The sequence below is a fragment of the Costertonia aggregata genome (assembly GCF_013402795.1).
GTDB classification, from domain to species: Bacteria; Bacteroidota; Bacteroidia; order Flavobacteriales; family Flavobacteriaceae; genus Costertonia; species Costertonia aggregata.
In genome coordinates, this window is the sequence record NZ_CP058595.1 from 2,540,773 (window position 1) to 2,564,329 (window position 23,557).

A 23,557-nucleotide genomic window follows, 5' to 3' on the forward strand; every position below is an offset into this window, starting at 1 on the left:
TTCATATTTAATACTCGAAGAAAAAAAGCGTACATTTTATCTTTTCTAAATTATCGGGCCCAGCAGTAAATATCAAAATAATATGTAATGAACAAGGTCAGTTGTAGTTTATTATTCGTTTGTTTACTACAACCTCTTGTGTTTTTCTCTCAAAAAAGTGAAAAAGCACCCATTAACGCTTTATTGTCCGAAAAAATTTATTTGCAGCTTAGTTCTAAGACCTACTCAACAGACCAAATTATTTGGTTCAAGGCCATAGTTCTAGATGAAAAGGAACATCTTCCCAGTAAACTCAGCGGAATTTTATATGTAGATTTTATTGGTCCTAACGGGAAAATTCAGGAACATAAATTGGTAAAAATCAGTAATGGGATTGGTAAAGGTTTTTTTGAGTTGCGGGATGACCACGTCCAAGGCCGTTATTTAATAAGGGCCTACACGCAATGGAACTTAAATTTTGGCAATGATTTTGTATTCAGTACTTATATTGATATTTACGGAAATGCTACAGCCGCGAATTATGATTTTTTTGAAAATTTGACCGTATCAAAAAAAGATAACGGAGATTTATTCTTAACAGGAAAGCTAGGGATTGTCGAAAATCGGGATAAGCCAAGAAAACAAGTGAAGGTTTATTTGGATTGGGGTAAAGGTAAGGATACTGTAACCTTAAGGAAGGAAAAATTAAATGACTATATCTTGCAGTACCAAATTAAAAAGAAAATAAATCGGATTAAGCTTACCCTTGATGATGAATCAGATTTTTACCCTTCCAAAACATTTTTTTTAAAAGATTCCCTACCCGATATTCAGTTCTTTCCGGAAAGTGGTCAATTCGTACATGGTTTTAGAAATACAATAGGTTTTAAGGCGGTAGATTTTGAAGGTAAAGGTGTAGCTGTACGGGGAGAGGTTCTTGATTCTTTTGGAAACAGGATAACCAATTTTGAAAGTAACCGTTTGGGTATGGGTGTTTTTTCCATAAAAGCCGATAGTTCAAATAAGTATTATGCTAAAATTTCTCTACAAGCGAACAAAAGCAACAAATTTACCTATCCCATACCTAAAGTGGTTCCTAGAGGCAGTATATTATCAATAGAAAAGGCGAAGGATACAATTAGAATCAAGGTGGCTACCAATGAAATCGAAGGACATGTTTTAGTAAAAGCGAGTTGTAGGGGAACAGATTATTATTTGATAGACGGTCCGTTACGAAAAGGATATATGATTTCCGAACTACCATCGGCTGTTTTGCCCGAAGGGATAATCGTTTTTACCCTAATGAACAGTAAGAAAGTACCCATAGCAGAAAGACTATATTTTAATCACGCTAAAAAAGATAGACTGGATATTGCTTTGGATATTGATAAAAATGTTTATAAGAGGCGTGAGAACACCAAATTGAAGATTGATTTTTTTGGAGATAATTCTCCTCAACCAAATACCAATATATCTGTAATGGTAGTAAAAAAAGAACACTGGGACTTGGCTGAAACTGGCAACATACAGTCCTATTTTTTACTGGATTCCGAGCTTAAGGGGAAAATAGAAGAGCCGGGCCATTATTTTGATAAAAAAAATCAGGATAGATTCCAAGATTTGAATGCACTGTTATTGACCCAAGGATGGCGTAACTATAAATATCCTATAAAGCGTAGTAGTGGAATATTTTATTGGCCGCAAACCGGGCTAGCCGTAAAAGGAATAGTACAATCTACCGTTCGCAACAAAAAAGACAATCAGCCCATCGATATTGCAATGGCGACTTTTGGAAAGGAAATGACGATTTATACCCAACAAACGGATACTATGGGAAGGTTCAATTTTTCATTGAGTGACAGCTATGGTCAACGAATGAGAATTTTGCTGAATGCAAAAAATACCATCACAAACAAAACAAATTATCATTTATCATTGAATTCATCTCATAGTACCCCCAAAATAATATATGAAATATCCTCTAAACAAAAGCAGAGTAAAGTAAGTAAAGCAGTGATAGCAGCTAAAGAAAATCGAGCGCAGGCAAATGCTGTATTCGACTCTTTGTACGGGGTGACCCAATTGGAAGAGGTAACCGTAGAAGATTATGGATTGACTCCGGAACGTAAACAAGTTTATGAACAATTTGGCAAGCCCGATGTTGTGATTAGAGGTGAAACACTTCGAAAACAAGAAGAGAAATGGTCTTATGGGCTATATAGCGTTTTACTGTTCAATTACGCAAATCAAATTGAAATTGAACGGTTTTCGGACGGGTTCATGTTAGCTCATGTAGTAGGTGGGCGAGGTGAACCCACTTTGTTGGCAGTAGATGGCAAACTAATTACAAAAGAACAATATGAATTCATACCCAACATGCCTTTAAACACTATAGAAGATGTTGAGATTGTAAAATATGCAAAATTTTTCAAGACAAAATATCTTACTGTATTTCCAGAGACAGATGTCTTGGAAGCACCGGGTCTTGGACATATTATCTCAATATATACGAGAGGTGGCGTTGGCTTGCATAGTACAGGCAAGCCAAGGTCAGGAACGCTTGAAGCTTCAATAGACGTATTTTCACCTGTAAGGGAATTTTATGCCCCAAAATATGGCGATATTACTCATATCAAGGGGCAACAACCGGATTTGAGGTCTTTAGTATATTGGAATCCTAGCATAAGTTTAGGCAAGAACGTAGACAGTCCCATATCTTTTTATAATTGTGATATTGCGGGAGAGTATATCATTATTGTTGAGGCTGTTTCAGAAGATGGGCGTATAGGGTATGTTGAAAAAACGTATCGGGTTGCAGATTGATCTTTTTGATTAATTCAAAACAATCCTAAAACTTTCGTAGGTTTGGTCATTTCGATTAAAATGTACAAATTGTTTTAATTTATTGCGCCTTTGTCCCATAACTGCAAGCTAACTTTTTGATATTATCAAAAAGTTAAGCGGAAAGAGCCTCTAACATAAATTGATACAGTTTATGCATTTGAGGTTTACCCTTATGTTTGCCCAACCGTCCAAAAATGTAAAGGGCAATCCATATGAGTACCATACAGACCATTAAACCCATTTGCAGGGAAAAGGGTTTTTTCAAAACAGCACTGGAGTAGGCCCAAATGCCTAAAACTATAAATACGGTCGCAATCCCAAAATGTATGAATATAAAGAAGGTCCAAAGTGTAGGGTTGGGCCCGAATAATCCGTAAAGTACAGAATTTCCATCTTCGGTTTCGTTGATTTCCAAGTGTAGCTGAGGTGACCAAAAGTGGGATTGCTCCGCATTAAATTTGATGAACACATGGTCATCGATACGTTTGACCAAAAATGGTGTTCTCTCCGAAATTTTCAATACGTTCAATAGCGGCTCTTTTGCCCCGGAAAGCTGTAATTTAAACCTTGGTCTCAAAACAATATCATTGGATAAAACCTTCATTTTTTTCAGATGCTAGTGCTGTGCTTATGGGTGGCATTCAACATTCGTTGATACGATTTCAATAACGGGTTTGGGAGATAGGTAAGGTATGCCTAGCCCCATTCCACGGACAATGAACAAAAAACCGACCAAAATCACAAAAGCCGGTATTAGCCTTTGTATGCTCTTTTTTCTGGTGCCCTTTAAAATACTGCTAAAATATATGGCGGTGGTCATTAGGGGAACGGTACCTAGTCCAAACAAGACCATATATAGACCGCCTTGTAGGGCATCCCCCATGGCAATGGCACCAAAAAGCGCCATGTATACCAATCCGCATGGCAAGAACCCGTTTAAAAAGCCAATGGTTAAAAAAGTATCGGGCGTCTTTTTCCTAAGCTCTTTCCCAAGCTTGTTTTTCACTTTTGAAATCATCTTGTAGACGGGTTTGGAAAGATTATATTTATTAAAGGTTTTATACGGAATCAAAACCAAGGCGATCATTACAAACCCTATAAAAATGGATAGTTTCTGTTGTATGCCAAAAACATAGAGCCCTTTGCCCAATAGCCCGAATACCAAACCGATAAAACCGTAGGCCATTAAGCGCCCAAAGTGGTAAATGAATATTTGGGAGATTTTTTTTATATGGTTCGTTCTATCCACGGGCAGCATAAAGGCTATTGGCCCGCACATACCGACGCAGTGCAGACTTCCCAAGAGACCTAATATAATTGCGGATAAAACCATGCTTTAGTAAGTAACACTTTGTTTATGCAAATACGTTTTGTTATGGTATTGCCAGGAAATTTTAATGTCCCAGCGACCATCCAACAAACGTTTGTCAGGTATGAGCAAATGTGTATTGGACAGACTAATGGGTAAGTCAAAATCCAAGTGCTTATTAGATGGTCTGTATAGGGACACTGTTCCTATTATTTTTTTAGCTTCTAAATGTTTGGGAAACTCAAGTCGTAATCCCTGCGATGTTTTTTTGATATCGATTTTTACGTTATCCTTTTCAGCGTTGTTTTCTGCATCGATTTCTTTTTGGTACGCCAATTCTGCGTTGTAATAGTCCGGCGTGACCAAGTCGTGGTTGGCACGGTCGTCCATATTCATTCTGACCACGAAAAAGAGTATAAAACCAATGAACCCGATAAATGCCAATACGATTGCTGTTCCCCAATTTATTTTCATAGTATCTTTTATTTATAACTTCTAGGAGCCAAAAATGCGGTAACGGTAGTCTCTATCAATTCACCATCACTGTATATTCCGACCTTTACTTTTTCTTTATCGCTTTTTATAGCTGTATTGTTTATTTCAATAAAAAGCGTGCCTTCAGCCAAGTCCTGTGCCGGTACGGTAAAATCATTTTGGCGAACCAGTTCAATAGTACCCTTATGTGAAAGTAGCTTGAAGTTGACGTCTTCTACATCTTTGGTTGTTTTGTTTACGAGCTTATAGGTATAAACATTACTGATGATGTTCCCTTCTTTGTGTTCGTACAACTGCCCGGGTAATCTAAGAATATTGGCTTCCAGGTCATTTCTTAAAAATAGCATTCCAGCCAAGACGCCTATCAAAATGGTAAGTACGGCTGTATACCCCTTAAGCCTTGGCGTAAATTTAAATTTCTCTTTTTTGGTTATCTCGTTCTCGCTGGCATACCGTATCAAACCTTTGGGCAGGTTTACCTTCTCCATAATGGTGTCACATTCGTCAATACATGCCGTACAATTAATACATTCCAACTGTGTGCCATTACGAATGTCAATTCCGGTGGGGCATACGTTAACGCATTGAAAACAATCAATGCAATCGCCATAGCCCAATGCTTCCCTATCCTCGTTTTTGCGAAATTTTTTCCTTCCCTTTTCCGCCTCGCCACGTTTATGGTCATACGCCACGACGATAGATTTATTGTCCAACAAGACACCTTGCATACGACCATAGGGGCAGGCGATGATACATACCTGTTCCCTAAACCATGCGAACACAAAATAAAAAACAGCGGTAAATATGAGCAGTGATACCAAAGTGCTCAAGTGTTGCAAAGGCCCGTCGGTAATATATCGTATCAACCTATCGCTACTTATCAAATAGGCTAAAAATACATTGGCTATCAAAAACGATATGATGAAGAAAACGCTCCATTTAAGTACCCGTTTTCTTATTTTTTTAGCGTTCCAGGGTTGGCGGTCCAGTTTTATCTGAGCTCCCCTGTCACCATCTATCCAGAACTCTATCCTTCTAAATACCATTTCCATAAAAATGGTCTGGGGGCACATCCACCCACAAAAAATCCTACCAAAGGCAACAGTAAACAGTGCTACGAATATGACCCCGATAATCATCGATATTACGAACAGGTGAAAATCCTGTGGCCAAAACGGAAAACCGAAAATATTAAAACGGCGTTCCAAGACATTGAACATCAAAAACTGATTTCCTTGAACTTTTATAAACGGGGCTGCGAATAAAAAGGCCAGCAGAAAGTAACTTACATACTTGCGATATTCCCAAAACTTACCGCTAGGTTTTTTTGGAAATACCCAGGCACGCTTACCTTCCTCGTTTATCGTTCCGATGGAATCCCTGAAGTTTTCTTTTTCCTGCGTCATTTTATACCCAACTATATGATTGAGAGAGTATCGGTTTATTCATAAAGTGGCTATTTGAAGCAATACATCAAAAGCCATGGTTTTGTTGTTATTGAATGACCGTTCCTTGGTCGTCAATGATTTTTTTGTATTCTAAAGTATCCGTTTCTACTTCTATCTTAACGGAATCAACCGCTGGCGCATCGGCCTTCATATGCGGATCTATCCAAATATCGCCTTCGGCCGCTTTTGGATTGGCGGGCGTAGTGCCTTGAAATTTAAGCACGTAGCTTGCCACTTGTGCCATCTCAAGGGGCTTTAAACTCTGTTTCCAGGCGACCATGCCTTTACCGTCCCTACCGCCTTCGGAAATCGTATTGAATACATTTTTGATGCCTCCACCAAGTATCCAGTTCTCATCTGTAAGGTTGGGGCCAATCCCGCCGCCGCCATCGGCCATGTGGCAGGCTACACAGTTCGTTTCAAAAATACCTTTTCCCGCACTTATATCGGAAGCATCGGTAAGAAGTTCTACCGTATTGACATCTACAAGGTCTTTTGCGTTTTTCTTGTATTCCTCTATTTCTGCTTTTGCCAGAGTTACCTCGGTAATATATTCGGTATCTTGGTCATAGTCGCCGAACACGTGAAAACGTGCCAAATACACCACTCCAAATAGTATGGTCGCATAAAACATGTACACCCACCATGGCGGGAGTTTATTGTCCAATTCACGAATACCATCATAATTGTGGTCCAAGATTATTTCGCCTTCTGCCTCGACAGGCTTGGAGCCCAATAACTTTTTGTAGGTTTCCTTGCCCCATTTCCATTCCCATTTTTTGTTTTTTGAGGCCAAGTAGCGCTCCTTGCCTTCTTCCGATAGGGTCTGGAACATTACATTTTCGATAGACTTTACTATTACTTCAATGGTGATCAATATCATTAATACCAACAGTAAAAAGAATTGCGCCATAGGGTATTCGATAAAGGCCGGTTTTTCCCCTGAATCAACAAAGAACTCCATCAACCCAAAAATGAGGAAGAATAGTACTGGAATTCTGATCCACCAAGCTGAACTGTTTTTCATGATGTGTATTTTATGGTTATTTATTGTTTTTAATCCTCTTTTAACGGTAATTCGCTCACTTCTTTAATATGCTCTTTTGTAGCGGTAAATACCCACCAAAAAAGGATTACAAAGAAGACGAAAAATATAAGTAATGATATCATTGGGTAGGTTGCCACTCCCTCAATGCTCTCCATATAACCTTTTACAAATTTCAACATAGCCTATTTATTTTCTGATAATAATTCTTCGGTTCCCTTAATTTTAATGTCTGTACCCAACCTTTGCAGGTAAGCGATCATAGCAACGATTTCCCGGTTTTTCATCTCTACGAATGCTTCACCGTTTTCCTTTGCATATTTTTTATCCGCTTCATAGTTTTCTGCAAAATCAGGGTCCGAGTAGAGGTTCTTTTCTATTTTGGATGCTTGCTCATCCATAGATTGTTGTGCATTTGCGATATCCTCATCGGTATAAGGTACACCTAGAGACACCATAGCCCTCATTTTATCGGCTACGCTGCTTCTATCATGTTCGTTTCTGATCAACCAAGAGTACGAAGGCATAATAGAGCCCGAAGAGGTACTTTGCGGGTCGTACATATGGTTTAGGTGCCAATTGTCCGAATATTTACCACCGACTCTCAGCAAGTCGGGCCCGGTACGTTTACTTCCCCAAAGGAATGGATGGTCGTACACGAATTCCCCGGCCTTGGCATATTCACCATAACGCTCAACCTCACTACGGAATGGCCGTACCATCTGGGAGTGGCATCCCACACAGCCTTCTCTTATATAAAGGTCACGGCCTTCCAGTTCCAATGGGGTGTATGGGGTCACGCTCGTTATGGTCGGAATGTTGGATTTTACCAAAATAGTCGGTACGATTTGAATAACACCTCCTATTAAAATAGCTACTGTGGCCAATATGGTCAACTGAATAGGTTTACGCTCTAACCACGTGTGGAAAGTCTCACCAACGGTTCTTCGTTTTGAAACCCTGGTCAAGGGAGCTGCCTCGGCCAATTCATCCTCTACTTTTTGACCGGATTTTATAGTGATTACTATATTGTATACCATTACACAAGCACCAATGATATACATGCTACCGCCTATGGCACGCATCCAATACATGGGCATAATTTCATTTACGGTCTCCAAAAAATTACCGTAGACCAAGGTGCCATCCGGGTTAAAGTCCTTCCACATCAAAGCTTGTGTAAATCCGGCAACATACATGGGCAGTGCATATAAAATAATACCCAAAGTACCTATCCAAAAATGGAAGTTGGCCAAACCGACAGATGCCAATCTTGTTTTAAACATTTTTGGGATAAGCCAATAAATCATACCAAAGGTCAAAAAACCGTTCCAGGCCAGAGCTCCCACATGTACGTGTGCAATGATCCAGTCACTAAAGTGCGCTATGGCATTAACGTTTTTGAGCGATAACATGGGCCCTTCAAAAGTGGCCATACCGTAACCGGTAATCGCAACGACCATGAATTTTAGAGTAGGGCTGGTGCGTACTTTGTCCCATGCGCCCCGTAAGGTCAAAAGACCGTTGATCATACCGCCCCAGGAAGGTGCTATCAACATGACCGAAAAAGCGACTCCTAAATTCTGTGCCCAATCCGGTAGGGCAGAATATAGTAAATGATGTGGTCCTGCCCATATATAAATGAATATCAAAGACCAGAAATGTACAATTGAAAGTCTATAGGAATATATGGGACGGTTTGCCGCTTTAGGCACAAAATAGTACATAAGTCCCAAAAAGGGAGTGGTCAAGAAAAATGCTACCGCATTGTGACCATACCACCATTGTACCAAAGCATCTTGTACACCGGCATATACCGAATAGCTTTTCAATGCATTAACGGGAAGCTCCAAACTGTTGAAAATATGCAATACGGCTACCGTAACAAAGGTTGCTACATAAAACCAAATGGCAACGTATAGGTGTCGCTGCCTTCTTTTTATCATTGTACCTATGAGGTTGACACCAAAGGCCACCCATACCAAAGCTATGGCAATGTCAATAGGCCACTCCAATTCGGCATATTCTTTAGATGTCGTATAGCCCAAGGGTAGGGTTATCGCAGCGGCAACAATTATCAACTGCCAGCCCCAAAAATTAAAATTGCTCAAAAAATCGCTGAACATTCTAGCTTTAAGCAACCTTTGGGTCGAGTAGTAGACCCCGGCAAAAATTGCATTCCCCACAAAAGCGAAAATCACCGCATTGGTATGTAAAGGCCTTAAACGGCCAAAGCTTAACCATGAAATGCCATCGGTCAAATTGGGAAACATGAACATAAACGCCAAAAGAAGCCCTACGGACATTCCCACAATTCCCCAAAGCATGGTAGCGTAAATGAATTTCTTAACAATTTTGTTGTCGTAATAAAACTGCTGTACTTCCATATCTATTTTTTTACGTTGGATTGGTTTTCTTTATTTTTAAGTTCTTTTGATTTATTGTCCTTGCTTGACGATGAAGAAGGCTTTATCAATTCATCTTCAAATAGCATGCGTACCGATGGTGTATAGGAATCATCATACTGCCCGCTCTTTACCGAAACTATAAAAGCTCCAAAAAAGAGTACAGCAATTATGATACTGATTGTCAATAACACATAAATAACACTCATACCTACCTGAATTCTGGTGTAAAACTACGTTGACCTATGTTCAATAAATATGACATTTGTCAGGTTCGCATATTTTTTAATCTTTATTTTAATTTTTTGCCCAATATATTGGTCATTACCGTGGCGAACGTAACGACGCTGATTGAGCTCAACGGCATCAAAATCGCCGCTATGACCGGTAGTAATTGCCCTGTAACGGCAAAATATAAGCCTACAACATTGTACAAAAGCGATAAAATAAAGCTCAGTTTTATAATCTTCATCGCTTTTTTTGACGCTACTATGTACTGGTACAGATACTTTAGTTTTGAGGCATCCATAATGCCATCGCAGGCAGGTGAGAAAACGTTTACATTTTCCGATATAGCAATACCTATTTCAGCTTGTGCCAAAGCTCCGGCATCATTGAGACCATCACCAACCATCATCACTTTTTTGTTTTGTTGTTGTAAAGCTTTGATGAATCGTAGTTTATCCTCCGGCTTTTGATTAAAAAAAAGCGGTGTAAGTGTTGGCAGCAATTCTTGCAACCGAGATTTCTCACCTTCGTTGTCACCGGATAAAATGGCAAGGTCCAAAGTGTGCGACATGGCTTCAAAAACTTCAGCTACGCCATCACGATATTCGTTATGGAAGACATATTTACCTTTGTAAGCATCATTACTGGTAATATGTACCGATGTATTCTGGGTATCTGAACCCTGTTGGTTTCCCGCAAAATGCGCAGAACCTATTCTCATGTGATGGTTATCTTTGCTAGATTTTAACCCTTTTCCCAAATGTTCCTCATACTCGTCCAAAGTGATGATGTTTTGATCGGAAAGTAATTGGTACAGCGTTCTGCTCAAAGGATGGTTTGAGGCACGCAGTGTATTTTTTAGTAGTGATTCTTCCGATGGCGTCAAAGGCATCCCCTCGTAGCTTACCGTACTTTTTTTGGAAGTTGTAATCGTACCTGTTTTATCAAAGATAGCCGTATCAACCTGAGCCAATTGCTCTATGGTCCGCGTATCTTTCAGATAAAACTTTTTTTGGCCGAAGATGCGGAGCATATTCCCCAACGTAAAGGGTGATGCCAAGGCAATTGCGCATGGGCAGGCAATGATGAGTACTGCTGTAAAAACGTTCATTGCCTTGCCTGGGTCAAAAAATACCCAAAACAAAGTGGCCATAAAAGCTATGGTCAAAACCGCAATGGTGAAACGTTTCCCAATACTATCGGTCAAAGTCTGGAATTTACTGGATTTATCTTGTTGAAAAACCGAGTTGCTCCATAACTGTGTAAGGTAGCTTTGTGATACCGATTTTAAAGCCTCTATTTCAATGATTCCGCTCAATTGTTTACCACCGGCAAAAACCTTGTCTCCCGATTCTTTTTCAACGGGTTCTGACTCTCCGGTAACAAAGCTATAATCGATTCTTGCTTTTCCATTGATCAGGATACCGTCTACAGGAATGATTTCTTCGTTGCGTATCAATAAACGATCACCCTTTTTTATATCGTGCACTTGTGCACTATCTTCCCTACCATCAGGAGATATGCGGGTTACCGCAATGGGGAAATATGACTTATAATCCCGTTCAAACGAAAGAAAGGCATATGTTTTTTGTTGGAAGAACTTGCCCAGCAAAAGAAAAAATACCAATCCGGTAAGGGAATCAAAAAAACCGGGCCCCCAATCAAAGATGATCTCTAAAGTGCTTCTTAAAAATAAGACCAGAATACCCAAAGCTATGGGTACATCAATATTCAACAATTTGGAACGCAGTCCTTTAAAGGCCGATATAAAATAATCACGGCCCGCATAAAAAACGACAGGGAGTGAAAAAACGAACATCAACCATCTAAAAACGGGCTCATATGCATTGAGCCAATAGTCCCCACCCGATGTATGGTTTGAAGACAGATCAAAATAATCGGGAAAGGAAAGAAACATAACATTGCCAAAGGCAAAGCCCGCAACTCCCAACTTATATATGAGGCTACGATCTATTTCTTTTTTGGTGTTGTCAAAATCGTCCAAAGAAATGTAGGGCTCATAACCAATTTTGGTGAGTAGTGTTACCAGTTCTTTTAAAGAAATTGTATTGCTGGCGTAGGTGACCCGTACCGTTTTTTTTGGAAAATCTACTTGTGAGTTGTTTATACTGGCATTTAACTTGTTGAGGTTTTCCAGTATCCAAATACAGGAGCTACAGTGAATATGCGGAATGTAAAGATTGGCAATTTGGGTATTGCCATCGTTAAATTCGGTTAATCTTTCAACAATAGTAGCAGTATCGAGAAAATCGTACTTTCCTTCAACCTCTTTCGGAGTGGCACCAGCAGCCGATTGAAGGTCATAATAATAGGATAGGTCATTACTAGTAAAAATTTCGTAGACCGTTTTACACCCGTTACAACAGAAGTTTTTTTCATCCAATACGATTGATGCAGTGCCGCAATCGTCACCGCAATGATAACAATTAGTCGTTTCCATAAACATTTGCTTACTATACCTTTAGCAAAGGTGCGAACGATGTTCGTTTTAAAATATGACTTATATCAGGTTTTAAGCTTTTGTTCCAAAGTATCTTTACCGCAGTATCCAAAAATTCACGTAACATGGAAAAATGTACGCTTTGTAATGCTTCCCAGATAAATTATGCCAAGAACCTCTCCAAGAACGAACACGATGAGGTAAAAAAAACCAGTACGCTTATAAAAGTAGATAAGGGGGATACGATTTTTCTTGAAGATGAAAAATTACAAAGCTTGTATTGTATACAAGAGGGTGTGTGCAAATTTAGCAAGGTAGACGATAATGGAAAGGAGCATATTGTAAAGTTATTGGGTAAAGGAGAACTCATGGGGCGTAGTTCGGTAATATCAAATAAAGGTGCAGCGGTAAGTGCCAAGGCAGTAACCGATGCAGTATTGTGCCAAGTTGGCAAGAAGCTTTTCCTGCAGTGTCTTACCAAAAACAATGTCTTTTGTATAGATGTTTTAAAGGGCTTTATAACAGATCAAAAAAACGATGAGGCCAGTACCAAGATTTTCTGTAGTCGCAAGAAAATAAAAAATAGGCTTGCCGGGCTTTTGTGTTACCTCTTGGATAGATTTGGCACTACCGAGAACGGTAGTCTCACCGCAAGGTTAAAACGGGAAGATATGGCCACAATTTTAGGAACTTCCAGCGAATATGTTATCAATATCCTACAGCAGTTCAAATCTCAACGGCTCATACGTATACATAAACGTGAGATTTTTATCGTTTCTCGGAACGGCCTCTTATCGGTCTCTAATAATTAGCCCCTAAACCTGTAAAATTATAGCTTTTGTTTTTTTCGTAACTTGTAATTTTGCGTAGTCAGGTAAATTTCAGGTATGGAAAATGAAGAACTAAATAGCAGGTGTGAAAACTGCATTATTAGACAATTCAATTCATTACGGGCTATGAGCAAAGAAGAGCTTAAGCGCGTATCGGACACTAAAATCAGTAAAAAGGTCAAGCGTGGGGAAACTCTTTTTGAAGAAGGGGAAAAGCTCAACGGGGTTTTTTGTGTTCGCGGTGGAGTATCCAAATTATCCAAATTAAGTGCAAACGGCAAAGACCAAATCGTAAAATTGGCCAGTAAAGGTGAGGTCATTGGCCAACGTTCGGTCATTGCAGAGGAAAATGTGAACCTAAGGGCCACTGCGGTTAGCGATATGGAGGTTTGCTTTATACCCAAGGAGGAAATCGTGAACACATTACATAAAAACCCCAATTTTGGTGTTGAGGTATTACGCCATATGGCCCATGACCTAAAAGAGGCAGATGATGTAATCGTGAATATGTCCCAGAAAACAGTCAAACAGCGTTTGGCAGAGGCATTGTTATACCTCAAAAATAATTATGGGGAAGACAAAGACGGTTATTTGGTGCTCACTTTGTCCCGCGAAGATTATGCAGGTATTGTAGGTACTGCCACCGAATCGTGTATTCGTATAATTTCCGAATTCAAGAAAAACGGACTCATAAATACTTCGGGCAAAAAAATAGGGATTTCAGATGAGCGCAGTCTAAAAGATTTGGCTGAAGGTTTTTAAGCTCAATAAATTGATTACAAAAATGCCACGGTTTTTGTACCGAGGCATTTTTTATGTAATCCTATGCGGAATGTTTTTCGGTAATAGAGGATAATTGGTCATCAAATTGATATTGATTGCTTTGCAGCATCCTCTCATAAAGTTCTTTATTCACATTTACGGGAATTTTTAGCTATGGAAATTGAATTTGATAAAAATTGTCTTTTCCTTTACCGATACATGTAACTTTTATAGGTTCTTTTTTCATAATCTAAGATTTTTGAATGTTAAACTATTGAAAATTAACACTTCATCATCTAGACAAAGGTCATACCAAAATGATATGAAAAAGCTGATATATGTCATAGTTTCAGCTTTTATAGTACACTACTTTTACGCCATAGTTTTGATTAAAAGTTATGACGAAGCATATTTTAATACCTACCGATTTTTCTAAAAATGCGTGGAATGCCACTAAATATGCCATGGCGCTCTATGAAAATGAAACTTGTGTTTTTCATATTTTAAATACCTATACGCCGAACATTGCACATAGCCGTTTTATGGCTACCAGTATAAATGGTGCTGCTTTGGAAGATTCTACAAGAAGGCATTCCCTAAATGGGCTTGAACATCTTATTCAGCGCATACAAGATGATTTTAAAAACCCAAACCACAGTTTTGAGGCGATATCTTCTTTTAGTTTATTGGTAGATGAAATAAAGGATTTGGTTGAGGAAAAAAATATAGACTTGATCGTTACAGGTACCAAGGGTGCCTCTGGTTTGGAGGAAGTATTTATGGGAAGTAATACGGTACGTATTATCAAGAGCATTAAAAATTGCCCCGTATTGGCGGTACCGCAATATTTTGAGTTCGAGAGGCCCTCCGAAATTGCCTTTGCCACGGATTTTAATAGATTTTATACCAAGTCCGAACTAGAACCCCTTTTGGAAATGGCACGAATGTTCAGGGCCACGGTACGGATCGTGCACGTACAGTATGAAATAAAGGCATTGACTGAACTTCAGTTGTTCAATTTAAACATGCTTCGCAAATATTTGAACACTGTGGAACACTATGTGCATACAGTCTCAGAATTGAATTCGGTATCAAAAACGCTAGAGGTTTTCTCTGATGAATTGGATATACATTTGCTGGCAATGCTTAATTATCCACATAGTTATATGGAGCGTATTACCAAAGAGCCCATTGTAAAACGGGTCGCTTTTCATACGCAAATTCCATTATTGGTTATTCCCGAATTGGGCATGAACTCTACCAAAAGAACCAAAAAAGAAGAAATGTCCTTTTCTAATTCACTCGGTTCCCGATAGGGTGGTCCTCGTAAAAATCCTTAAAAGTTTTATCAGTGGTATACTCATCGGTCAATACCTTGTAGACCATGTAAACAATCATGGTTTGCCCAATAACGGTCATGTAAAATACCCAATTGAACGGAAAGTCCATGGTAACCATTATCGTAACGACCACTAGGGCTAATGTTGTAGCGGCTACCCAAAACATAGCTGAATTTTTCATTTTTATTTTCAATGTAGAAAATTTGACCAGCTTTTTAGGTTAAGATAATATTAAAACTTTTTTCTGATATACATAACCCGAAGGCCAAATGTGCTTTGAAAGATTGTTGGGCACTTTATTTTTTATAATCATGTACAGTAAAAAATCAATGGATTTTTACGATATTGCGCCTTTATTGGGATATTAGCTCAGTTGGTTTAGAGCGCTGCCTTGACAGGGCAGAGGTCACTGGTTCGAATCCAGTATATCCCACACACTTACAAAAGGTCCAAAACTCTTTCCAAGGCCATGCCTCTAGAGCCTTTTATCAATATTTTGGATGTAGGTAAATTTGTCTTGGTCATTTCTTTGGAAAGGGATTCGAACGATTTAAACTTTTTAAAATCAGTATTGGTTTTGAAGAAATTCTCACCAATTAAATATACGGTCGTAAAATTCATCCCCGTAGCTAAATCAGCGATGTTTTGATGTTCTTTTTCTGCCAATCCCCCGAGTTCGAACATATCCCCTAAGAACAAAACCTTTTCTCTCCCATCGATAGCCCTGAAATTTTCCAAAGCGGCCTTCATGCTTGTGGGATTGGCGTTGTATGCGTCCAAGATAATTTCATGCCCTTTTTTCCGTAAGAGTTGGGAGCGATTGTTTTGTGGTACGTAGTTTTGAATCGCGTTTTTAATTTCCGTAATGGGGACATTAAAATATTTTCCCAGTAAGACGGCAGCGCAACAATTGGTAAAATTGTAACTTCCCACAAGGTTGGAAGTGATGGTTGTACCTTCAACTTTCAAGGTCACAAAGGGGTTGGCTTCAACAAAATCGATATTGTAATATCCATTATTTTCCCTACTGTAACCAAACTTTTTGACATAAGTGGCTAGTTTCTCTATCTGAATGGGGTCATCGGCGTTAAGGAAAATATGCCGATCGTGTTCCATAAGAAAAGTATATAGCTCACTTTTTCCTTTGATGACACCTTCTACACCGCCAAAGCCTTCTAAATGGGCCTTGCCAAAATTAGTGATGTAACCAAAATCTGGCTGGGCGATAGTACACAAAAATTCAATTTCTTTTTGATGGTTGGCCCCCATTTCGATAATGGCTATTTCAGTATCTTTTTTTATGTTTAGCAATGTCAACGGTACTCCAATATGATTATTGAAGTTGCCCGTTGTTGCTGTTGTTCTATACTTTTTTGATAGTACTGCAGCTATCAATTCTTTTGTCGTTGTCTTGCCATTGCTTCCTGTGAGTGAAACCACTTTGGCCGAACAAAAATTTCTGTGATAGGTGGCCAGTTCCTGTAACGTTCGTAAAACATCCTTGACCAAAATCGAAGCGTTGGCCACAGCATGTTCTTCCTCATCAATAATAACGTAGGCAGCTCCTTTTTCAATGGCTTCTTTTGTGAAGTGATTTCCATTAAAATTATCTCCCTTTAATGCAAAAAAAAGACAGTCTTTGGTTATTTTACGGGTGTCGGTACAAACTATAGGGAATCGTAGAAAAAGTTGATGTAGTTTTTCAATTGTCATAAATCTAAGATATAAAAAAGCCCTGATGTTGTATCAGGGCTCATTGATTTTATCAAAATTTTGATAGGAAATTTATTTGGCTTTTTTGCCTCGTACCGTTTTGTTCTTTGTTTTGGATTTGGACCCGACCCTAGACATGGCACATCTAAAGCCAATATCGTCTGTAGCCATATACTGTGGCATATATCTGCGTTGAGCAGGATCTAACCAATAGGCTCTATCTCTCCAAGACCCACCTTTGTAAACTCTTACCTCATCGTTGATCAATGAAGTTCTATTGTTGGAAGTATCGTATTGACGTATCAAATTCCCCAAAGAATCACGCTCAACTTTATGTTTGGGAGCGTCATACATCGCAGTTTTCATACCAGTTTCATCTTCTTCGTTGAATCTATCATAGAATCTGGAAGATCCAGGTTCACCGTCTCTGTAACCTCTATTATCACTAGAAGAAAAATTTGTTCTCAAATACGTTTCCTCTTCATCTACCGGCACCATTTTAATCTCGCCCGGCAAGTTAAGGGCAACAATTTTTCCGTTTGGTAAGGTATCATAAACGATGGAATCTTTTAAGATGTTTACCTTTCCATCCTCTCCAATGGCTGTTTTCATGTAAACATTGCCTCTAAAATAGTTAAAGTCGCTTACTTCATCATCCACTATAGGTCTATAGACATCAGCGACCCATTCAGATACGTTACCGGCCATGTCATACAGGCCTAGATCGTTTGGCTTATATGATTTAACCTCTGCAGTAATATCTGCACCATCATCGGACCATCCAGCGATCCCGCCGTAATCTCCTTTACCTTGCTTGAAGTTGGCCAATTGATCACCTCGCCCGACGCGTTGTCCGTTACGGGTATAATCTCCTTCCCATGGGTATTTTTTTCTACCCCTGTAATTGTTGTATTCACGGCTTCCCGCTTGTGCCTGAGCAGCATATTCCCACTCGGCTTCGGTAGGCAACCTGTATTCGGGTAAAATAACGCCGCTACTTCTTTTTGCGAAACTGTTGATAGAGTCTTTTTTCTGTTTTCCCTGTAAAGAATCTATTTGTCCATTATAAACTGATTCAGGTCTGTTCAAGTAAGTCTCTGTGCTAAAAGTACCTGCAACCTCACCGTTGAGGGCTTGGTATTTTGCATCTTGAGCGAGGTAACCTTCCCTTTCCAACATAGATTCGTTAACCCTATCGGTACGCCATTCGGCAAATTGGGTCGCCTGTACCCAATTTACACCAACTACCGGATATTCCGCATATGCAGGGTGTCTCAAATAGTTGTTGGTCATAGTCTCATTGAAACCTAGACGATTTCTCCAAACCAATGTATCGGGCAATGCACCTTTATAGATGTTTGCATATTGTGGATTTTCGGGTGGATAAACACTTTTTAGATAATCAAGATATTCCAAATACATTACGTTGGTAACCTCGGTTTCGTCCATATAAAAAGACTGTACGTGCTGCGAGGTAGGTGTATTGTTCCAATCGTGCATTACGTCATCCTGTACTTTTCCTTTCGTAAAAGTACCTCCTTCGATAAATACAAGACCGGGAGCAGTTTCCTGCTCTTTGAAATCTGAATTGTACTGGAATCCCCCTTCCTTGGCATTTACTTTCCAACCTGTGGCTCTTGATACATTTTTGGAAGAGGAAGAGTTTTTACAACTTGTAAAACTTCCCGCTACTACGGCACAAGAGAGTACAACTTTAATAAAATGTTTTTTCATAATTAGGACTTGAGTTCAAATATACGAACCACTATTTGTAGGGGGTTCGATTTTGCAATTAAATTGATTTTTATGTCGCTTTTCGGGTTATAAAACGATGAATTCAATAGAATATTTTACATCCAATAAAAATATTTATTTCCAATCAGTCTGGATTGGAAAACTATTACGCATACCAATACAAAATCAATAACGTGACAAAACGTATAATAGTATGGAAAAACCGGTATCTTTTTTCACGCAGAATCAATGGTTTGTCAATATGTTGTAAATAAAGGCTATATTCATTCTTACATTTTACATATTGGTTTGGATAATTTGAGTGTATCATAAAAATATCCAATAGTACGCACAAGATATTTTTAAAAAGAACGTTTACATGTCATATAATTGTGTTCAGTAGGAAGCCATGTAAAACAGCTATTCTATTTTTAACACTACCTAAATTTTACATTATACCGATGAAAAAACTACTGATTTTGACTTTGCTGGCCTTATTTTGTAAAGTGTCCGCACAAGAAGGCAGGGCGATTACGACAGCCGTACCGTTTTTAAACATTGCTGCTGATGCCAGGGCTTCAGGTATGGGCGATATGGGGGTGGCAACCTCTGCCGATGCTTTTTCACAACAATGGAATCCCGCAAAATTTGCATTTGCCGAAAGAAAAATGGGTATCGGAATCAGTTATACACCTTATTTGGAAAGTATAATTACGGATATCTCATTGTTGAACGCAACTTTCCACTCCAAAATAAACGAGCAGAGTGCGTTCGCCTTTGGGTTAAGGTATTTTACACTTGGGGAAATAGAATTGCGCCAATTTGCAAATGATCCGGGAAGTGTGGCTAAACCTAATGAGTTGGCTTTGGATGGGTCATATTCATTAAAGTTGAGCCCAACGTTTTCAATGTCGGTCGGTGGTAGGTTTATCACATCCAATTTGCGATTGCCCGAAGATGCCAGCGTAGATTCGCAGGCGGCCAGTACATTTGCCGTAGACGTTTCCGGTTTTTACAGGTCTCGTGAAATAGCCTATAACAATTTTGATGGTAGATGGCGTGCCGGTTTCAATATTTCCAACTTAGGAGGAAAACTCCAATATGATGATGGCGGTCAAGAAAATTTTTTACCGACAAATTTAAGGCTTGGCGGGGGATTTGATTTTATTCTCGACCAAGATAACGTAATAGGCATAACAACTGAGTTTAACAAACTTTTAGTGCCTACACCAAGAGATTTTAATGGCGATGGTAATGTTAATGGGCTCGATAACGCAGAGTACCAGTCCATTGGTTTTTTAAATGGTGTCTTTGAATCTTTTGGTGATGCCCCAGACGGTGCCAGCGAAGAATTAAAGGAAATCACTTGGGCCTTGGGTGCCGAGTATGTTTATCAAGATGCTTTTATGTTTCGTACCGGGTATTTCAACGAAAGTGAGGAAAAAGGTTCTAGAAAATATTTTACATTGGGCGCAGGTTTTAAATTTAAAGCCGCCCAAATAGATCTTTCCTATTTGTTCTCTACGTCTCAAGTGCGTAACCCATTGGAAAATACTCTTAGATTTTCACTTACTTTTAGCTTGGGCGAAGAGTTTTACAACGACTAGAACAACTTACGTATTATTTATATCAAAACCCGCTATTGGCGGGTTTTTGTTATTTTTAGGGAATGCCAAATCAAATTCACTTTTCATGCACAAGCGAAAAATAACTTTTGAACTTTCGGTATTTGAATCTTTAAAAGAACTCTCTACCGAAAGTCGTGAGCTCATGAAGGTTGCCGTAAAAGCAAGACACAATGCATATGCCCCATATTCTAATTTTCAGGTTGGTGCGGCCGTTCTTTTGGAAAATGGCAAAATTGTGATTGGGAACAATCAAGAAAATGCATCCTACCCTTCCGGGTTGTGTGCCGAGCGTGTCGCCATTTTTCAAGCAGGGGCCCTTTACCCGAGTGTAAATATCAAGGCAATAGCCATTACGGCGACTTCAAAGCACCATGTTGTGGAGAATCCCGCTGCTCCTTGCGGTAATTGTAGACAATCCATCGCTGAATACGAACAAAAACAAAATGAACCGATTTCGATTTTTTTAATGGGCGAGAAGGGAGAGATTGTCAAATGTGATTCCATAGCCGATATACTTCCGTTGGCCTTTGATAATTCCTTTTTAAAGTAACCTGTATTTTATAGATAATGTAAAGCTGTAAAACGCTTCAAAGCTTTTTTGCCAATTTTTTTTCCCTATGGATTTAATGTGTATTTTTGTTTTCCGCTTTTCGGAAATTCTACAAAAAATACAAGAATTAAATGAAAAAAATAACCAAAGAAGTTTATCTAAAATGGTATGAGGACATGTTGTTCTGGAGAAAATTCGAGGATAAACTTGCCGCTGTATATATTCAACAAAAAGTTAGGGGATTCCTGCATTTGTATAACGGTCAGGAAGCTGTTTTGGCAGGAGCTTTACATGCCATGGATTTGACCAAGGACCGTATGATTACGGCATACCGAAACCATGTGCAACCCATAGGGATGGGGGTCGACCCCAAAAAAGTAATGGCCGAGCTATATGGCAAGGTTACAGGTACTTCAATGGGTATGGGCGGTTCTATGCATATTTTCTCAAAAGAGCATAGGTTTCACGGCGGTCATGGTATCGTAGGTGGTCAAATTCCTTTGGGTGCCGGTATGGCCTTTGGCGATAAATATTTTGGAAGGGATAACGTAACTCTATGTTATATGGGTGATGGTGCTGTACGTCAAGGTGCTTTTCATGAGGCGTTGAATTTAGCGATGCTGTGGCAATTACCCGTGGTATTCATTTGTGAAAACAATGGGTACGCTATGGGAACCTCGGTAGCCAGAACGTCGCACTCTACCGAAATATGGAAATTGGGCTTGGGATATGAAATGCCCTGTGGCCCGGTCGATGGGATGGATCCCGTTATCGTGGCAGAAGAAATGAGCAAGGCCATTGAGCGTGCCCGTAGTGGTGGCGGTCCTACTTTTTTAGAAATGAAGACATATAGGTATAGGGGACACTCCATGTCCGATGCTCAACATTATAGAACCAAGGAAGAAGTAGAGGAATACAAAAAAATAGACCCTATTACCCAAGTTTTGGATGTTATCAAAGAAAATGGATACGCTACCGAGGAAGAAATCAAAGCGATAGATAAAAGGGTAAAGGAAAAAGTTACGGAGTGTGAGAAGTTCGCCGATGAGTCGGATTATCCGCCTGTGAACCAACTATACGATATGGTCTACGAGCAAGAAGATTTTCCATTTGTACAACATAAATAATCAGGTAAAATGGCAGAAGTGATAAATATGCCCAGACTTAGCGATACCATGGAAGAAGGTACCGTTGCTAAATGGTTAAAGCAAGTAGGGGACAAAGTTGAGGAAGGCGATATTTTGGCGGAAATCGAGACCGATAAAGCTACAATGGAATTCGAGTCATTTTATGAAGGGACTCTCTTGCATATCGGAATAGCAGAAGGTGACGGTGCCCCGGTAGATTCCCTTTTGGCGATAGTCGGGGAAGAAGGTGAAGATATATCCGGTTTGTTGAACGGTAGTGATGCTCCTGCCAAAGCCGATGATGAACCGGCAGGGGAATCTGAAGTAAATACCGATGATACACCGGCATCAAATTCTGATGCTGCTACCGAAATTCCCGAAGGCGTTGAGATAATAAAGATGCCAAGGTTGAGCGATACCATGGAAGAAGGTACCGTTGCTACTTGGTTAAAAAAAGTTGGTGACACAGTTGAGGAAGGCGATATTTTGGCGGAAATCGAGACCGATAAAGCAACGATGGAATTTGAATCCTTTTATTCGGGTACCCTATTGCATATAGGAATTCAAGAAGGGGAATCTTCCCCTGTTGATGCCGTTCTTGCCGTAATAGGACCAGAAGGCACCGATGTAGATGCCGTTCTAAACGCAAAACCTTCTGAAAAAAAATCGGAAAGCACAACTTCAGATACCAAAAAGGAGACGCACACTAAAGAACAGTCTAAAGCGGATACCGATAACAATACTAAGGCTACAAATGATGGCCAACGTGTCTTTGCATCGCCTTTGGCCAAAAAAATAGCATCTGATAAAGGGATTGATCTTTCTGATGTCAAAGGTTCTGGAGACAACGGTAGAATTGTAAAAAAAGATATTGAAAATTATCAACCTTCTGAATCCAAGACACCTGAAACCGTATCCAAGGTCGAGCCAAAAGGTTCAGCCGCTGCACCGATCAATTTACCGGTAGGTGAAGAAGGTTCGGAAGAGGTCAAGAATTCAAACATGCGAAAGGCCATTGCCAAAGCATTGGGCAATTCTAAATTTACGGCACCGCATTTTTATCTGACCATTGAGGTAGATATGGATAATGCCAAAGCTTCAAGAGCCCAGATCAATGATTTACCAGATACAAAGGTGTCCTTTAATGATATGGTTCTCAAGGCATGTGCGATGGCCTTGAGAAAACACCCGCAGGTAAATACCAGTTGGAATGGCGATACCACCAGATATAATAAACACATTCACATGGGTGTTGCAGTTGCCGTGGATGAAGGTTTGGTTGTGCCGGTCGTTAAGTTTGCCGATCAGTTGGGCCTTACACAAATAGGGGCAGCCGTTAAAGATTTGGCAGGAAAAGCCAGAAACAAGAAAATCGCACCCTCAGAAATGGAAGGTAGCACTTTTACGGTTTCAAATTTGGGGATGTTCGGGATTTTGGAATTTACCTCAATCATAAATCAACCGAATTCCGCAATTTTATCCGTAGGTGCCATTGTAGAAAAACCAGTCGTTAAAAACGGTGAGATCGTAGTGGGCAGTACAATGAAACTTACATTGGCTTGTGATCATAGAACAGTGGATGGTGCCGTAGGGGCACAGTTTTTACAAACCCTCAGGTATTTTGTGGAAAATCCGGTAACCATGTTGGCCTAATATCAT

20 protein-coding genes and 1 tRNA gene are annotated in these 23,557 nt (G+C 39.6%); 9 read left to right on the forward strand and 12 right to left on the reverse strand.

Annotation, left to right across the window (positions count from 1 at the left end; all coding sequences use genetic code 11):
- The first annotated feature begins 87 nt into the window (after positions 1-87).
- On the forward strand, positions 88-2,802 hold the full coding sequence (locus tag HYG79_RS11590) for a hypothetical protein (RefSeq protein WP_179242246.1): 2,715 nt from the start codon (positions 88-90) through the stop codon (positions 2,800-2,802).
- 133 nt (positions 2,803-2,935) lie between these two features.
- Here HYG79_RS11590 and HYG79_RS11595 read toward each other — a convergent pair whose 3' ends face one another.
- From HYG79_RS11595 to HYG79_RS11635, 9 genes are all read right to left on the reverse strand, one after another.
- Positions 2,936-3,427, reverse strand: a complete 492-nt coding sequence (locus tag HYG79_RS11595; RefSeq protein WP_179242247.1) for a GTP-binding protein — start codon at positions 3,425-3,427, stop codon at positions 2,936-2,938.
- 24 nt (positions 3,428-3,451) lie between these two features.
- Positions 3,452-4,156 (reverse strand): sulfite exporter TauE/SafE family protein, encoded by a 705-nt coding sequence (locus HYG79_RS11600; RefSeq protein WP_179242248.1) that lies wholly within the window; start codon positions 4,154-4,156, stop codon positions 3,452-3,454.
- 3 nt (positions 4,157-4,159) lie between these two features.
- Positions 4,160-4,606: a FixH family protein gene (locus HYG79_RS11605; protein WP_179242249.1), complete on the reverse strand. Its 447-nt coding sequence runs from the start codon at positions 4,604-4,606 to the stop codon at positions 4,160-4,162.
- Positions 4,607-4,614: 8 nt separating this feature from the next.
- Positions 4,615-6,033 (reverse strand): cytochrome c oxidase accessory protein CcoG, encoded by a 1,419-nt coding sequence (gene ccoG / locus HYG79_RS11610; protein WP_179242250.1) that lies wholly within the window; start codon positions 6,031-6,033, stop codon positions 4,615-4,617.
- Positions 6,034-6,121: 88 nt separating this feature from the next.
- Positions 6,122-7,102 (reverse strand): cbb3-type cytochrome c oxidase N-terminal domain-containing protein, encoded by a 981-nt coding sequence (locus HYG79_RS11615; protein WP_179242251.1) that lies wholly within the window; start codon positions 7,100-7,102, stop codon positions 6,122-6,124.
- Between the two features lie 29 nt (positions 7,103-7,131).
- A complete protein-coding gene (locus tag HYG79_RS11620; protein ID WP_179242252.1) occupies positions 7,132-7,302 on the reverse strand; it encodes a CcoQ/FixQ family Cbb3-type cytochrome c oxidase assembly chaperone in 171 nt (56 codons plus the stop codon).
- A 3-nt stretch (positions 7,303-7,305) separates the two neighbouring features.
- Complete coding sequence (gene ccoN, locus HYG79_RS11625) at positions 7,306-9,507, reverse strand: cytochrome-c oxidase, cbb3-type subunit I (protein WP_179242253.1); 2,202 nt, start codon at positions 9,505-9,507, stop codon at positions 7,306-7,308.
- A 2-nt stretch (positions 9,508-9,509) separates the two neighbouring features.
- Positions 9,510-9,734 carry a cbb3-type cytochrome oxidase assembly protein CcoS gene (ccoS, locus tag HYG79_RS11630; protein WP_179242254.1) on the reverse strand — a complete coding sequence of 75 codons (225 nt, stop codon included), beginning with the start codon at positions 9,732-9,734 and terminating at the stop codon, positions 9,510-9,512.
- Between the two features lie 83 nt (positions 9,735-9,817).
- Positions 9,818-12,214 (reverse strand): heavy metal translocating P-type ATPase, encoded by a 2,397-nt coding sequence (locus HYG79_RS11635; protein WP_179242255.1) that lies wholly within the window; start codon positions 12,212-12,214, stop codon positions 9,818-9,820.
- Between the two features lie 125 nt (positions 12,215-12,339).
- On the opposite strand from HYG79_RS11635, the gene HYG79_RS11640 reads away from it, so the two are divergent.
- The 3 genes from HYG79_RS11640 to HYG79_RS11655 all read left to right on the forward strand — a co-directional run bounded on the left by HYG79_RS11640 (position 12,340) and on the right by HYG79_RS11655 (position 15,122).
- Complete coding sequence (locus HYG79_RS11640) at positions 12,340-13,026, forward strand: Crp/Fnr family transcriptional regulator (RefSeq protein ID WP_179242256.1); 687 nt, start codon at positions 12,340-12,342, stop codon at positions 13,024-13,026.
- 144 nt (positions 13,027-13,170) lie between these two features.
- The gene (locus HYG79_RS11645; protein WP_179242257.1) at positions 13,171-13,806 is read left to right on the forward strand and encodes a Crp/Fnr family transcriptional regulator; all 636 of its coding nucleotides are present in this window, start codon (positions 13,171-13,173) and stop codon (positions 13,804-13,806) included.
- 398 nt (positions 13,807-14,204) lie between these two features.
- Positions 14,205-15,122, forward strand: a complete 918-nt coding sequence (locus HYG79_RS11655) for a universal stress protein (RefSeq protein WP_179242258.1) — start codon at positions 14,205-14,207, stop codon at positions 15,120-15,122.
- On the opposite strand, the gene HYG79_RS11660 is transcribed toward HYG79_RS11655, so the two are convergent.
- The gene (locus HYG79_RS11660; protein WP_179242259.1) at positions 15,100-15,327 is read right to left on the reverse strand and encodes a hypothetical protein; all 228 of its coding nucleotides are present in this window, start codon (positions 15,325-15,327) and stop codon (positions 15,100-15,102) included. The two genes, HYG79_RS11655 and HYG79_RS11660, sit on opposite strands and share 23 nt — an antisense overlap.
- Positions 15,328-15,504: 177 nt before the next feature.
- Between HYG79_RS11660 and HYG79_RS11665 the strand changes: the two genes are divergently transcribed.
- Positions 15,505-15,579: transfer RNA gene (locus HYG79_RS11665), tRNA-Val, on the forward strand.
- Between the two features lie 5 nt (positions 15,580-15,584).
- Here the strand turns inward: HYG79_RS11665 and HYG79_RS11670 are convergent.
- Both HYG79_RS11670 and gldJ read right to left on the reverse strand, forming a co-directional pair.
- Complete coding sequence (locus HYG79_RS11670) at positions 15,585-16,859, reverse strand: UDP-N-acetylmuramoyl-tripeptide--D-alanyl-D-alanine ligase (RefSeq protein ID WP_179242260.1); 1,275 nt, start codon at positions 16,857-16,859, stop codon at positions 15,585-15,587.
- A gap of 72 nt (positions 16,860-16,931) precedes the next feature.
- Positions 16,932-18,593, reverse strand: a complete 1,662-nt coding sequence (gene gldJ / locus HYG79_RS11675) for a gliding motility lipoprotein GldJ (protein WP_179242261.1) — start codon at positions 18,591-18,593, stop codon at positions 16,932-16,934.
- Positions 18,594-19,054: 461 nt separating this feature from the next.
- On the opposite strand from gldJ, the gene porV reads away from it, so the two are divergent.
- The 4 genes from porV (at position 19,055) to HYG79_RS11695 (ending at position 23,551) form a co-directional block, all read left to right on the forward strand.
- On the forward strand, positions 19,055-20,200 hold the full coding sequence (porV, locus tag HYG79_RS11680; RefSeq protein ID WP_179242262.1) for a type IX secretion system outer membrane channel protein PorV: 1,146 nt from the start codon (positions 19,055-19,057) through the stop codon (positions 20,198-20,200).
- An 85-nt stretch (positions 20,201-20,285) separates the two neighbouring features.
- Entirely contained in the window at positions 20,286-20,771 is a 486-nt protein-coding gene (gene cdd / locus HYG79_RS11685; protein ID WP_179242263.1) for a cytidine deaminase, read from the forward strand.
- Between the two features lie 131 nt (positions 20,772-20,902).
- Positions 20,903-21,898, forward strand: a complete 996-nt coding sequence (pdhA, locus tag HYG79_RS11690; RefSeq protein WP_179242264.1) for a pyruvate dehydrogenase (acetyl-transferring) E1 component subunit alpha — start codon at positions 20,903-20,905, stop codon at positions 21,896-21,898.
- A 9-nt stretch (positions 21,899-21,907) separates the two neighbouring features.
- Positions 21,908-23,551, forward strand: a complete 1,644-nt coding sequence (locus HYG79_RS11695) for a pyruvate dehydrogenase complex dihydrolipoamide acetyltransferase (RefSeq protein WP_179242265.1) — start codon at positions 21,908-21,910, stop codon at positions 23,549-23,551.
- Positions 23,552-23,557: the final 6 nt, after the last annotated feature.

Coding starts and splice junctions, on each gene's coding strand:
- HYG79_RS11590 (WP_179242246.1), top strand. CDS start 88: ATGAACAAGGTCAGTTGTAGTTTATTATTCGTTTGTTTACTACAACCT.
- HYG79_RS11595 (WP_179242247.1), bottom strand. CDS start 3,427: ATGAAGGTTTTATCCAATGATATTGTTTTGAGACCAAGGTTTAAATTA.
- HYG79_RS11600 (WP_179242248.1), bottom strand. CDS start 4,156: ATGGTTTTATCCGCAATTATATTAGGTCTCTTGGGAAGTCTGCACTGC.
- HYG79_RS11605 (WP_179242249.1), bottom strand. CDS start 4,606: ATGAAAATAAATTGGGGAACAGCAATCGTATTGGCATTTATCGGGTTC.
- ccoG (WP_179242250.1), bottom strand. CDS start 6,033: ATGACGCAGGAAAAAGAAAACTTCAGGGATTCCATCGGAACGATAAAC.
- HYG79_RS11615 (WP_179242251.1), bottom strand. CDS start 7,102: ATGAAAAACAGTTCAGCTTGGTGGATCAGAATTCCAGTACTATTCTTC.
- HYG79_RS11620 (WP_179242252.1), bottom strand. CDS start 7,302: ATGTTGAAATTTGTAAAAGGTTATATGGAGAGCATTGAGGGAGTGGCA.
- ccoN (WP_179242253.1), bottom strand. CDS start 9,507: ATGGAAGTACAGCAGTTTTATTACGACAACAAAATTGTTAAGAAATTC.
- ccoS (WP_179242254.1), bottom strand. CDS start 9,734: ATGAGTGTTATTTATGTGTTATTGACAATCAGTATCATAATTGCTGTA.
- HYG79_RS11635 (WP_179242255.1), bottom strand. CDS start 12,214: ATGGAAACGACTAATTGTTATCATTGCGGTGACGATTGCGGCACTGCA.
- HYG79_RS11640 (WP_179242256.1), top strand. CDS start 12,340: ATGGAAAAATGTACGCTTTGTAATGCTTCCCAGATAAATTATGCCAAG.
- HYG79_RS11645 (WP_179242257.1), top strand. CDS start 13,171: ATGAGCAAAGAAGAGCTTAAGCGCGTATCGGACACTAAAATCAGTAAA.
- HYG79_RS11655 (WP_179242258.1), top strand. CDS start 14,205: ATGACGAAGCATATTTTAATACCTACCGATTTTTCTAAAAATGCGTGG.
- HYG79_RS11660 (WP_179242259.1), bottom strand. CDS start 15,327: ATGAAAAATTCAGCTATGTTTTGGGTAGCCGCTACAACATTAGCCCTA.
- HYG79_RS11670 (WP_179242260.1), bottom strand. CDS start 16,859: ATGACAATTGAAAAACTACATCAACTTTTTCTACGATTCCCTATAGTT.
- gldJ (WP_179242261.1), bottom strand. CDS start 18,593: ATGAAAAAACATTTTATTAAAGTTGTACTCTCTTGTGCCGTAGTAGCG.
- porV (WP_179242262.1), top strand. CDS start 19,055: ATGAAAAAACTACTGATTTTGACTTTGCTGGCCTTATTTTGTAAAGTG.
- cdd (WP_179242263.1), top strand. CDS start 20,286: ATGCACAAGCGAAAAATAACTTTTGAACTTTCGGTATTTGAATCTTTA.
- pdhA (WP_179242264.1), top strand. CDS start 20,903: ATGAAAAAAATAACCAAAGAAGTTTATCTAAAATGGTATGAGGACATG.
- HYG79_RS11695 (WP_179242265.1), top strand. CDS start 21,908: ATGGCAGAAGTGATAAATATGCCCAGACTTAGCGATACCATGGAAGAA.